Origin of the sequence: Catenuloplanes japonicus, assembly GCF_000717135.1 — a bacterium.
In the GTDB taxonomy this organism is placed as follows: Bacteria; Actinomycetota; Actinomycetes; order Mycobacteriales; family Micromonosporaceae; genus Catenuloplanes; species Catenuloplanes japonicus.
This window is the reverse complement of sequence record NZ_JNXY01000010.1, coordinates 1-11,963: the sequence shown is the minus strand read 5'-3', so window position 1 is coordinate 11,963 and position 11,963 is coordinate 1. Positions and strand designations below refer to the sequence as shown.

The following is an 11,963-nucleotide window of genomic DNA, read 5'->3' as shown; positions in this document are numbered from 1 at the left end:
TCGGTCATATTCTCCCCCAACGGTCTACCCGGCTATCGTCATCGCCGTGCGTCATTACGCCGCGTATGGCTCAAACCTCGACCCAGCCCGCATGCATGCTTACGCTCCGCACTCGCCCATGATCGGGGTCGGGTGGCTGGAGGGGTGGCGGCTGACCTTTGCCGGGGAGGACGTCCTCGGTTGGGAGGGCGCCGTCACCACGGTAGTGGAGTCGCCTGGCGACCGCGTGTTCGTGGCCCTCTACGACGTCGACGAGTTCGACGCCGCCCAGCTCGACGAGGTCGAGGGGGTGAACTCCGGCACCTACCGGAAGCTGACCGTGCGCATCGCCACACTCGAGGGCGAGGTCACCGCGTGGGTGTACGTCCTCAACGGGTACGAGGGCGGCCTTCCGACGCTGTGGTACCTCACCGAGATCGCCAACGCGGCCCAGGCGGCCGGCGCCCCCGACGACTACGTCGCCGACCTGCGGGCCCGCCCGACCCGCACGGCGAAGCCGGACTAGCCGGTCCGCGCGGCCGGGGCGGTCATTCCTCGGGCCAGACGAGCACGGTGGCGGAGGTCAGCAGGCCGAGCAGCTCGGCCCGCTCCGCCAGCGTGAGCACCTCGTAGGCCTGGCCGGCTATTCGATCGGTCACCGCGTCCGCCCACAGCCGTCGCCTGACCAGCGGCGGCACCTTCGGGTACGGCGGCTGCCACCCGTAGGCCACCGCGCCCGCCTCGCCCTCCGGCCCGGCGATCACCGCTTCCAGCGGGCTCAGGCCGCTGACCCGGGCGGCTATCAGGTGTGCCGCGTTGCGGTGCTCGCGCAGCAGGTGCAGCAGCATCGCGGCCCGCCCGCCCGGCCGGTGCTCCGGCAGCGGCATCGCCCGCCACGCCGCGAACAGCGGCAGGCCCGCCTGGTCCGCCGACAGCACCACGCGCTGGCACAGCTCGGTCAGCCGGTTCAGGCGCGGGAACGTGGACAACCGCTCCGCGCCCCAGCGCGCGCACTCGGCCAGGTGCTCCGCCGCGATCCGGGACGGCGGCATCACCGACGCGGCCGCGTCCCACCCGTCGGAGACCGCGTCCGGCGCTATGAAGCCCAGCGCGGCCGCCACCGTGTCCGCCCGGACGTCGCCGAGCGCGCCGCCGCGCGCGGCCACGTAGTAGGCCCAGCCGGACAGTCCCAGCCGCCTGGCCCGCTGCAGCGTCAGCGGATCCTCCGCGAACGCCCCGCCGAGACGCAGCACATGCGCCTTCGCGGCTGCCGCCGCCTGGTCGGGGGTCACGCGCCCGATTCTGCCTTGGGCGCACCGCCGCGGTCAGTCCCGCCCCGGCGTGCCGCACCTTTCCTCGCCGCGGTGTCGGTGAACGGCGTCGCACGCTCGACGAACGGTCCCTCGGCCGCCTCCCGCACCGCCGCGGCGTCACCGTGACGGCGCCGCGCGGCACCGGCGGCGCGCTCCGCGGACTTCCGCGCCAGCTTCCGGCGGCCGGCCTCGTGCTCGGCCTCGGCGCGCTCGGCCTGGAGCGCGGCGATCCTCGCGGAGAGCTCCGCGACGGCGGCGACGGCGGCGCGTTCGTCCTCCTCGGCGGCGAGGAGATCCCGCTCGGCCTGTTCGCGAGCGTGCAGGGCCTCGTGTTCGGCGCGTTCCAGCACGCGGCGTTCGCGTTCCGCCTCACGGGCGCGCCGGGCGGCGGCGGGGCCGGGCTCAGCGGCCTTCCCGGCGCTCTCCGTTGCGCTGCCGGGACGGGCCCCGGTCCTGCTTCCGGCTCTGCCGCCGCGATCGTCCGCGTCACCACGGCGATCGCCGGTGGCGTCGTCACGGTTCCCGTCACCGCCCGCACGGTTCCCGGCGCTTGCACGATCCCCGGGGCTCGCGTGGTCCCGGGACCCCGCGTGATCACCGGTCTCGTCCGTGTCCGCCGTGACCAGGCGCAGCTTCGGGCGGGGCACTTCACCGAATCCGGTGTACGTCACCGGCCGCAGCAGACGCCCGGACCGCACCGCCTCCGCGGTCTCCTCGTCGGACAGCGCCGCGTTCAGCGTGTCCTCGACCTCGTTCAGCGGCAGCTTCCCGGTCTCCGCGCCGGACGCCGCGGCCAGCGCGCGCACCTCCGCCACCAGCGACGCCACCACCCGGCGGCGCTGCGCGGACAGCTCCCGCAGCTCCGGGCCGCGCAGCTCCCGCTGGGCCGTGCGCATCTCGCCGGCCAGCGCGGCCAGGTCGGCCAGCAGCTCCGGGCGGCGGATCGCCAGCAGGTTGACCAGCCAGGCCGCGATCGTGGGCTTGCGCAGCGCCGCGATCTCCTTCGCCGCGGCCGCGTCGCCCCGGGCGCGCGCCTCGGCCGCGGCCGCGTCCCGGACGGCCGTGAAACCGTCCGGGGACGCGCCGTAGAGCTGCCGGAGCAGCGCCGCGCCGACCGTCACGACACGGTCGTCCCAGGCTGCAGCCGGGTGTACTCGCAGTCGAGCAGCCGCTCCATGTTCCGGCCGACCACGGCGATGCCGATGTCGCTGAGCAGCGCCTCGTGCAGCGCGAACGCCCGCCTCGGGTTGATCTCGCGGGCGAAGTCGACGGCCTCGGCCATCCGCATCCACGGACCGGAGATCGGCAGGAACAGCGTGTCGACGTCGACGCCGTCCGGGATCGCGAACGAGTCGCCGGGGTGGTAGACGTTCGTGTCGTCCGCCGAGACCAGCCAGGCCAGGTTCGGCACGCGCGGGATGTCCGGGTGGATGATCTGGTGCGCGCCGCCGTGCGCGCTCACCGCGAAGCCGGCCGCGTCGATCGTCTCGCCGGGCTGCACCGTGGTGATCAGGCTGGTGATCTCCGGCAGCGCGGCCGCCACGCCGGGGTGCGCGAAGACCGGGATGCCGCGCTCCTTGACGATGTCCGCGATCCGCTCCGGCTCCGCGTGGTCGATGTGTTCGTGCGTGATCAGGATCGCGTCCGCATCGTCCAGCGCGACGCGTTCACTGAACGAGCCCGGGTCGATGACCAGGACGGATCCGTCGCGCTCGAGCCGTACACACGCATGGGTGAATTTGGTGATCCGCATGCGCCCCTCCTGGGGTCTCGTGGCCGAATCGTGACGCTACCGAACGTTCCCCGGCGGAACCGGTTCATCCGTGGCGTGCGTCTGACCGGTCACGACGCGCCGCCGCGGTGCGACTTCACGAGGGGACCGGAAGACCATGGCAACGGTACGACGACAACGCGCGCTGGCCACCCTCGGTGTCACCGGTCTGGCGCTCACGCTGGCGCTCGCCGGGTGCGGCGCGGACGGCGCGGACACCGTGTCCAGCAGCAGCGGCGGCGCGCCCGCGATCGCCCCGGCGATGCCGGACGGCAAGGCCGCGGAGGACACGGCCGGCGCGGGTGGCCCGGTGGCCGCGTCCGGCGCCGGCGGCGGCGCCCCGGTGATCAACCGCGAGGTGATCTACACCGGCTCGCTGACGGTCCGCGTCGCCGACGTGGACGCGCGCGCCGAGGAGGCGATCCGGCTGGCCGAGGCCGCGGGCGGGTTCGTCGGGTCGGACGCCCGGTCCAGCGACGTCAACTACGACGACGTGCCGTACGAGCGGGCCACCATCGCGCTGCGGATCCCGCGCGACGCGTTCGCCGCCACGGTCGACGCGATCGCCGCGCTCGGCGAGCAGGAGAACCGGAAGATCGAGGCGCAGGACGTGACCGAGGAGGTCATCGACCTGGACTCGCGGATCACCGGCCAGCGCGCGCAGGTGGACAGCGCGCGGCGGCTGCTGGAGCAGGCGAAGACGCTGAACGACCTGGTCTCGCTGGAGAACGAGCTGGCCCGCCGCGAGGCGGACCTGGCGTCGCTGACGGCCAAGCGGGATCGGCTGAAGGATCTGGCCGCGCTCTCCACGCTCACGGTCGAGCTGGTCCAGGACAGCGCGCCTGCATCGGTGAAGGACGACGGCACCGGCTTCCTGGCCGGCCTGCGGAACGGCTGGGACGCGTTCCTCACGTTCGGCGTGGTGGTGCTGACCGTGATCGGCGTGCTGCTGCCCTGGCTCGTGGTGCTGGGCATCCCGGTGGCCGCCCTGGTGATCTTCCGGCGCCGCCTGCGCCGCCGTCGCGCGGCCGTCCCGGTCACCACCACGGCCGCGGCTCCCCCGGCGGCGGCGCCGTAGGGACGGCACGGCGGCCGCGTGCCGCCCGTGCCGGCTACCGCTGGGACCGGCACGTCCTGCGGCGGCTGGTCAGGCTTTCGGCATCAGGGCGACGCCGCCGTGGCCACCAGAGCCACTATTTCCCGAAATTTCGGGTACGGAGTGCCCGTTTTGGCCGACACAGCTCCGGCCTCGCGCCGAAGCACCGGTAAATGCTGAAATTTCGGGCGCGGGGCGCCCGGAGACCGGCTGCCGGGCACGAGCCTCCCGCCGCTGCGGTGGCCGGCCGGAGAAGGACACACGAAGCCGGCGGCCCTCCGCCCGTGGGGTGGAAGGCCGCCGGCGTACCGCTGACTGATCTTGAATTTAGAAAGCTGCGGTGGAAAGAGCTGCCAGGGCCGTGTGGGCCATGACGCGGATGCCGTAACCGATGGCGCGTTCGTCGACGTCGAAGCCGGCCTGGTGGATGTCGCGGCGGACCTCGGAGCCGGGGGTGCCGGTGCCGAGGCGGATCATGGTGCCGGGGACCTGTTCGACGTAGAACGCGAAGTCCTCGCCGCCCATGCTGATCTCGGCCTCGACGACCCGGTCCGGGCCGAGCGCGGCGCCGGCCGCGGCCGCGATCACGGCGGACGTCATCCGATCGTTGATCACCGGTGGCACGCCGCGCGTGTAGATCACGTCGGCCTCCGCGCCGGTCGCCGCCACCACGCTCTGGATCAGGCTGGTGACCAGCTCGGGCGCCTCGCGCCACGCCTCGCGGCTGAGGATGCGGATGGTGCCCTTGGCATAGCCCTCGGCCGGGATCGCGTTGTAGGCGTGCCCGGCGTTCACCGTGCCCCAGACCATGGAGACGCCGGCCCGCGCGTCCATCCTGCGGTCCAGCAGCGCGGGCACGTCCACGATCACCCGGCCCAGCGCGTGCACCAGGTCCGTGGTCAGGTGCGGGCGGGCGGTGTGGCCGCCGGCACCGCGCAGCCGGACCTCGACCGTGTCGGCCGCGGCCGTGAACGGGCCGGAGCGCACGCCGACCAGGCCGGCCGGCAGCTGCGGGTAGCAGTGCAGCGCGAAGATCGCGGCCACGTCCTTGAGCCCGCCGGCCGCGATCACGTGCGGCGCGCCGGACGGGATCGCCTCCTCCGCGGGCTGGAACAGCAGCCGGACACGGCCGGGCAGCTGGCCCTCCTCGTCCAGTTTGGCCAGCGCCAGACCGAGGCCGAGCAGGATCGTGGTGTGCACGTCGTGCCCGCAGGCGTGGGCCACACCGTCGACCGTGGACCGGTAGGCCGTGTCCTTCGTGTCCTGGATCGGCAGCGCGTCAAGGTCGGCACGGAACGCGATCACGCGGTCACCGGTGCCGATGTCACAGATCACGCCGTTGCCCTTGGGCAGGAACCGCGGCTTCAACCCGGCCACCGCGAGCTCGCGGGCGACGAGCGCCGCGGTCTCGAACTCGTGGTTGGACAGCTCCGGGTGCGCGTGGATGTGCCGGCGTACGGCTACCAGCTCGGCCCCTCGCGACGCAAGCCATCGGTCGAGTTGACCGGGCAGGGGGTCGGCCCCGGGTGGAGTATCGGGCCAGGACGACGTCAGCTCGCCGCTGGGCAGCGTCAACGCACTCGTCACGTCGGATTCTCGATCACTGTTGATGGGGATGGATGTTGACTCGGACAGCCTAGACCTCAAATGGTGACGCTGCGCAACCTCGTTACGGTAGTAGTCGAGTCGCGGTGCGTCACGAAAGCGCTGGTAATGACGCTCAAGGGTCGGTGGGGCGCCGTCTGTCTCATGGTCATGAGCAGGCACTCGCCACCTCCCTTTCTACAACGCGTAACGACGTCGCGGGACACGAGCGCACTTCGGGCGAGTCCCGTACACACCGGACTGCCTGCGGTTACCCGTATCAAAATTACCCCTGGTCAGGGCGTGGTTACCGGGGTTTCGCCAGGGTCGGTCACCCGTTCCTTGGTACCCCATGGGGTCGAGTCCACACCGCGCCGGACGATCGGCGGACGCCACTCGATCGAGTGATCGAATTTTGTTCAGAATGTCTCGGACGGGCGATACGTCCCCCAGACGTCGCGCAGCGCATGGCAGACCTCACCCACTGTCGCGCGGGCGCGCAACGCCTCCCGCATCGGGTAGAGCACGTTGTCCGTGCCCGCGGCGGCGTCACGCAGCGTGGCCAGCGCGGCCGTGACCGCGGCGCCGTCCCGCTCCGCCTTGAGCCGCGCCAGCCGGGCGACCTGACCGGCCTCGATCGCGGGGTCCACCCGCAGCGGCTCGTACGGCTCCTCGACGTCGACGGCGAACCGGTTCACGCCGACCACCACGCGCTCACCCGAGTCGATCTCCTGGGCGTTGCGGTACGCGGACGCCTCGATCTCCCGCTTCTGGAACCCGGCCTCGATCGCGCGCACGGAGGAGCCGAACGAGAAGACCCGGTCGATCAGCTCGCGGGCGCCGCGCTCCACCTCGTCCGTCATCGCCTCCACCACGTACGACCCGGCGAACGGGTCCACGGTCGCGGTCAGGTCCGTCTCGTAGGCGATCACCTGCTGGGTGCGCAGCGCGAGCCGGGCCGCCTTCTCCGTGGGCAGCGCGATCGCCTCGTCGTACGAGTTGGTGTGCAGCGACTGGGTGCCGCCCATCACCGCGCCGAGCGCCTGCACGGCCACCCGCACCAGGTTCACCTCCGGCTGCTGCGCGGTGAGCTGCACGCCGGCGGTCTGGGTGTGGAAGCGCAGCATCAGCGACTTCGGGTCGGTGGCGCCGAACTCGTCCCGCATCAGGCTCGCCCAGATCCTGCGGGCCGCGCGGAACTTCGCCACCTCCTCCAGCAGCGTGGTGCGCGCGACGAAGAAGAACGACAGCCGGGGCGCGAAGTCGTCGACGGCCAGGCCGGCCGCGATCGCGGCCCGGACGTACTCCACGCCGTTGGCCAGCGTGAACGCGACCTCCTGCACGGGCGTCGCGCCCGCCTCCGCCATGTGGTAGCCCGAGATGGAGATGGTGTTCCATTTCGGCGTCTCCTTGCGGCAGTACGCGAACGTGTCCGCGACCAGCCGCAACGACGGCTCCGGCGGGAAGATGTAGGTGCCGCGGGCGATGTACTCCTTGAGGATGTCGTTCTGGATGGTGCCGCCGAGCGCCGAGGCGGGAATCCCGTTCTCCTCCGCCACCAGCTGATACAGCAGTAGCAGGACGGAGCCCGGCGCGTTGATCGTCATGGACGTGGAGACCTTGTCCAGCGGGATGCCGTCGAAGAGGAGCCGCATGTCATCGATCGAGTCGATCGCCACGCCGACCTTGCCGACCTCGCCGTGCGCGATCGGCTCGTCGGAGTCGTACCCCATCTGGGTGGGCAGGTCGAACGCCACGGAGAGCCCCATGGTCCCGGCCGCGAGCAGCTGGTGGTAGCGGGCGTTGGACTCGGTCGCGGTGCCGAAACCGGCGTACTGGCGCATGGTCCACGGCCGGGTCGTATACATGGTCGGATACACGCCGCGGGTGTACGGGTACGCCCCCGGGGCGCCGAGCCGGGCCGCCAGGTCCGGGGGGAGATCGCCCTCGTCGTACACCGGCCTGATCGGGAATCCGGATTCTCCTGAACGATCCCTCATCGTCGGATCCTATGACCCGGGACGCCATCGACGGTTGAGGAATTTCGCACAGAATGTTTCAGCATCGTTGCCCGAGCGCGACAAAATATAGACCGAAAGCCACCCGGCGGATACGCACTGTCGAGTTGGCGCAGAGTTGGTACCCCGCACCTTTCCTCACGGCGAGCCACCCCGCAAGATAGGGGGGTTGGTTCCAGCCCTCGACTCCCCCGGGCGGCATTTCCAGTGACACAGATTCCGACGTGGAACAGCCCTTCTGTCGGCCCGACCGGAGGCCGCGCCGTGCCCGGCGCGACCATCGGCGGCAGGTACAGCCTGCGCACCGCGGTGGGCCACGGCGGCATGGGCACAGTGTGGCGCGCGGCCGACACGCTGCTGCGCCGCGACGTCGCGGTCAAGGAGGTCATCCTGCCGCCGGGGCTCGCCCCGAGCGACCGGGACCAGATGTACGAGCGGACGCTGCGCGAGGCACGCGCGGCCGCCGCTCTGCAGCACCCCGCGGTCGTCCAGGTCTACGACGTCGTCCACGAGGGCGGACGGCCGTGGATCGTGATGGAGCTGCTGGACGCGCGCAGCCTCGCCGACATGATCATCGAGGACGGCCCGCTGGCGCCGCGCGCGGTCGCCAAGATCGGCATCGCGCTGCTCGGCGCGCTCGAGGTCGCGCACGCGGCCGGCGTGCTGCACCGCGACGTGAAGCCGGCGAACGTGCTGATCGCCGCGGACGGCCGCTGCGTGCTCACCGACTTCGGCGTCGCCCGCATGCCCACGGACGTGCAGCTCACCACGCCCGGCATGGTGCTCGGCTCGCCGCACTTCATCTCGCCGGAGCGGGCGATGGGCCAGGAGTTCGGCCCGCCCAGCGACCTGTTCTCGCTCGGTGTGACGCTCTTCACGGCGGTCGAGGGCCGGCCGCCGTTCGACAAGGGCGACCCGATCGAGACCATGCACTCCGTGGTCGAGGACCCGCCGCTGCAGCCGGTCCGCGCCGGCTCCCTGGCGAACGTGCTGCTCGGCCTGCTGGAGAAGGACCCGGCCCGGCGGATGGACGTCAACACCGCCCGCCGCCTGCTGCGCGAGCTGCTGTCCGGCCCGCTGGCCAGCAACGTGCCCCCGCACATGGCCACGGATCCGTACGCGGTGGTCCCCGCCCAGCGCCCCCGGCAGAACCCGAACGCACCCCAGTCCCCCGCCGCGCCCCCGCAGCCGCCGAAGCCGATGCCGAGCGGCGCGATCGGCGGGCCGGCCATGCTCGCGCCCGGCGAGTCGCTGACCGACCGGCTCCGGCAGGTCCAGAACGGCGAGGCGCCGGTCTCCCCCGCGGGCTACGGGCCGCCGCCGATGGGCGCGCCCTGGCAGCCGCACGGTGACACCACCGCGCCCATCCCGCCGCACGGCGGGCACCCCGGCATGGCACCGACCGGACCGATGCCGGCGATGCCCGGCGGGCGGCCCTACGGCGGCCCGCAGTCCGGCACGTACGGCGCGCAGTCCGGCGGCTACGGCGGCGGCTCCTACGGGACCCCGCAGTCCGGCTCCTACGGCGGCGCGCCCGCCGGTGGCGCCTCCGGCGCGCTGAACTCGGCCAAGCGATACGGCAACCAGGCCGTGGACACGGTCAAGTCGTGGTCACGCCGCACCCAGGCGCTGGCCGCGGCCGGCACCGCAGCCGTGCTGATCCTGGTCGTCGTGCTGGTCAACATGGGTGGCGGCGAGGAGCCGGCGAACACGCCGGTCGCGCAGCAGCCCCCGGCCTCCAGCGCACCACCGGCGCCGGTCGTCGAGTCGGTGGAGTACGCGAAGCGTGGCATCACCGTGCAGGTCCCGGCGGAGTGGGACACGGCCGACGGCGCGAAGACCTACGTCGACTTCACCGACCCGGAGGACAAGGGCCGCCGGCTGCGCATCAACATCGAGAACGCGAAGGATCTCGAGCAGTACGTCGACGTCTCCGAGAACTACCTGCAGAACAACACGGGCGCCTGCGCCGCGCCGTACACCCAGATCAACCGTGGCCCGGCCGAGCTCTCCGGCCAGACCGCGATCGAGGTCGAGTACACCTGCGGCACCGGCGACACGGCCCGGCACGGCATACGGCGTTTCGTGCTCTCCGGCGGCAAGGCCTACTCGTTCAACCTGACCACGCTCGACACCCGGTTCGCGGAGAGCCGGCCGATCTTCGACCAGCTGGTGACCACCTTCACCGTCGCCTCGTCGTAGACCGAGCATCGTCGAGGCCGGGACCGGATCATCCGGTCCCGGCCTCGTGCTATCAAGACTCCATGAGCACGCACGCGCAGTCACTGATCGCACAGGCCGAGGCATGGATCGCGGACGACCCGGACCCGGTCGCCCAGGACGAGCTGCGCGGCGTGCTCGACGACCCCGCCGAGCTGGCCGCGCGCTTCGCCGGGCCACTCGAGTTCGGCACCGCGGGCCTGCGCGGGCCGCTGCGCGCCGGGCCGAACGGGATGAACCTCGCGGTCGTCACCGGCGCGGCCACCGGCCTGGTCCGCTGGCTCGCCGCGCAGAGCGCGACCGGACCGATCATCATCGGGTACGACGCACGCCACGGTTCCCGGGCCTTCGCCGAGCGCACCGCCGAGGTCGCCACCGGCGCGGGCTTCGACGCGCTGCTGCTGCCCCGCCCGCTGCCCACGCCGGTGCTCGCGTTCGCGGTCCGGCGGCTCGGCGCCTGCGCCGGCGTGATGGTCACCGCCAGCCACAACCCGCCGCAGGACAACGGCTACAAGGTCTACCTCGGCAACGGGCTGGGCGGGCCGCGCGGCGACGGCGCGCAGATCGTGCCGCCGGCGGACGCGGGCATCTCCGCGGCGATCCGGGCGGTCGGCCCGCTCGTCGACGTCCCGCTGGGCGCGGCCGGGACCGTGCTCGGCGAGGACCTCGTCGACGCCTACGTGACGGCCGCGTCCGCGCTGGTCTCGGGCTCGCCCGAGCTGACGATCGCGTACACCCCGATGCACGGTGTCGGCGGCGCGGTGCTGACCGCCGCGTTCGAGGCCGCCGGCTTCGCCGCCCCCGCCGTCGTGGCCGCACAGGCCGCGCCGGACCCGGACTTCCCGACCGTGGCGTTCCCGAACCCGGAGGAACCGGGCGCCACCGACCTGCTGCTGGCACTGGCCGCGTCCACCGGGGCGGACCTGGCGATCGCGAACGACCCGGACGCCGACCGGTGCGCGGTCGCGGTGCCGGTGGACGGCCGATGGCGCATGCTGCGCGGCGACGAGCTGGGCGTACTGCTCGCGGACGCGCTGATCCGCCGCGGCGCCGAGGGCCTGTTCGCCACCACCGTCGTCTCGTCGTCGCTGCTGCGGGCGCTGTGCACGGCCCGCGGACGCGCCTACGACGAGACACTGACCGGCTTCAAGTGGATCGTGCGGGCCACCGGCGGCGAGCTGACGTTCGGGTACGAGGAGGCGCTCGGCTACTGCGTCGCACCGGACCTGGTCCGCGACAAGGACGGCATCACGGCCGCGCTGCTCGCCGCCGAGCTGGCGCTGGTGCTCAAGCGCGAGGGCCGCACGCTGGTCGACCGGCTGGACGAGCTGGCCGCGGAGTTCGGCGTCCACGCCACGGATCAGCACTCGGTGCGCGTCGACGATCTGTCCGAGATCACCGCCATGATGGCGAAACTGCGCGCCTCGACGCCGTCGACGCTGCTCGGCGAGCCGGTGACCGCGGTCGAGGACCTGCTCCCGGCGTCGGACGTGCTGATCCTGCGTACCGCGTCGGCCCGCGTGGTGGTCCGCCCGTCCGGGACCGAGCCGAAGCTGAAGGCGTACCTGGAGGTGGTCGAGCCGGTCGGGGACGCGCCGGTCCCGGCGCCGCCGAACTCCTGGGTCCAGTAGATGGTGCCCTTGGCGTCGCGGGCGACGCCGACGCCGATCTTGACGGCCTTGCAGTTGAGGATGTTCTTGCGGTGTCCCGGGCTGTTCATCCAGCCGATCATGACGCCGGTGGTGTCGGCGTAGCCCCAGGCGATGTTCTCGCCGACGGCCGGGGCGTAGCCGGCGGCCTTGACTCGCGCGGTGAAGGTGCTGCCGTTGCGGCCGGTGTGGGAGAAGTAGTTGTACTTGGCCATGTCACTGGAGTGGCCGCGGGCGGCCTTCGTCAGCGCCGGCGACACGATGAGGGCCTTGCAGCCGTTCTTGACCCGCTCGATGTTGGTCTGTGCGACGACCTGGGTCTCCAGCGTCGTG

General features: G+C 72.6%; 8 protein-coding genes and 2 pseudogenes. 4 read left to right on the top strand and 6 right to left on the bottom strand.

Annotation, left to right across the window (positions count from 1 at the left end; all coding sequences use genetic code 11):
- The first annotated feature begins 46 nt into the window (after positions 1-46).
- Positions 47-505 (top strand): gamma-glutamylcyclotransferase family protein, encoded by a 459-nt coding sequence (locus OP04_RS17270; RefSeq protein WP_033340854.1) that lies wholly within the window; start codon positions 47-49, stop codon positions 503-505.
- A gap of 22 nt (positions 506-527) precedes the next feature.
- Here the strand turns inward: OP04_RS17270 and OP04_RS17265 are convergent, their stop codons facing one another.
- From OP04_RS17265 to OP04_RS17255, 3 genes and pseudogenes are all read right to left on the bottom strand, one after another.
- Positions 528-1,271 carry an SCO6745 family protein gene (locus tag OP04_RS17265; RefSeq protein ID WP_033340748.1) on the bottom strand — a complete coding sequence of 248 codons (744 nt, stop codon included), beginning with the start codon at positions 1,269-1,271 and terminating at the stop codon, positions 528-530.
- A gap of 635 nt (positions 1,272-1,906) precedes the next feature.
- Positions 1,907-2,413, bottom strand: a pseudogene (locus OP04_RS56795) (hypothetical protein); the annotation flags it as partial.
- Positions 2,410-3,045: an MBL fold metallo-hydrolase gene (locus tag OP04_RS17255; RefSeq protein WP_033340747.1), complete on the bottom strand. Its 636-nt coding sequence runs from the start codon at positions 3,043-3,045 to the stop codon at positions 2,410-2,412. The gene OP04_RS17255 and the pseudogene OP04_RS56795, both read right to left, overlap by 4 nt.
- Positions 3,046-3,181: 136 nt before the next feature.
- Between OP04_RS17255 and OP04_RS17250 the strand changes: the two genes are divergently transcribed.
- Positions 3,182-4,141 (top strand): DUF4349 domain-containing protein, encoded by a 960-nt coding sequence (locus tag OP04_RS17250; RefSeq protein WP_033340746.1) that lies wholly within the window; start codon positions 3,182-3,184, stop codon positions 4,139-4,141.
- 345 nt (positions 4,142-4,486) lie between these two features.
- On the opposite strand, the gene OP04_RS17245 is transcribed toward OP04_RS17250, so the two are convergent.
- Positions 4,487-5,746 (bottom strand): amidohydrolase, encoded by a 1,260-nt coding sequence (locus OP04_RS17245; protein ID WP_033340745.1) that lies wholly within the window; start codon positions 5,744-5,746, stop codon positions 4,487-4,489.
- 416 nt (positions 5,747-6,162) lie between these two features.
- A complete protein-coding gene (locus OP04_RS17240; RefSeq protein ID WP_033340744.1) occupies positions 6,163-7,743 on the bottom strand; it encodes an acyl-CoA mutase large subunit family protein in 1,581 nt (526 codons plus the stop codon).
- A gap of 225 nt (positions 7,744-7,968) precedes the next feature.
- Here OP04_RS17240 and OP04_RS17235 point away from each other — a divergent pair, with 225 nt between their 5' ends.
- Both OP04_RS17235 and OP04_RS17230 read left to right on the top strand, forming a co-directional pair.
- Positions 7,969-9,963, top strand: coding sequence for a serine/threonine-protein kinase (locus OP04_RS17235; protein ID WP_033340743.1), 1,995 nt, complete (start codon positions 7,969-7,971; stop codon positions 9,961-9,963).
- 62 nt (positions 9,964-10,025) lie between these two features.
- Complete coding sequence (locus OP04_RS17230) at positions 10,026-11,612, top strand: phospho-sugar mutase (protein WP_051798158.1); 1,587 nt, start codon at positions 10,026-10,028, stop codon at positions 11,610-11,612.
- Positions 11,613-11,653: 41 nt separating this feature from the next.
- On the opposite strand, the pseudogene OP04_RS55665 reads toward OP04_RS17230, so the two are convergent.
- A pseudogene (locus tag OP04_RS55665) lies at positions 11,654-11,890 on the bottom strand (CAP domain-containing protein); the annotation flags it as partial.
- Positions 11,891-11,963 lie beyond the last annotated feature (73 nt).

What these genes read in the sequence shown, in the direction of transcription:
- OP04_RS17240 (WP_033340744.1), bottom strand. Translation starts at nt 7,743, where the DNA reads ATGAGGGATCGTTCAGGAGAATCCGGATTCCCGATCAGGCCGGTGTAC.
- OP04_RS17255 (WP_033340747.1), bottom strand. Translation starts at nt 3,045, where the DNA reads ATGCGGATCACCAAATTCACCCATGCGTGTGTACGGCTCGAGCGCGAC.
- OP04_RS17250 (WP_033340746.1), top strand. Translation starts at nt 3,182, where the DNA reads ATGGCAACGGTACGACGACAACGCGCGCTGGCCACCCTCGGTGTCACC.
- OP04_RS17230 (WP_051798158.1), top strand. Translation starts at nt 10,026, where the DNA reads ATGAGCACGCACGCGCAGTCACTGATCGCACAGGCCGAGGCATGGATC.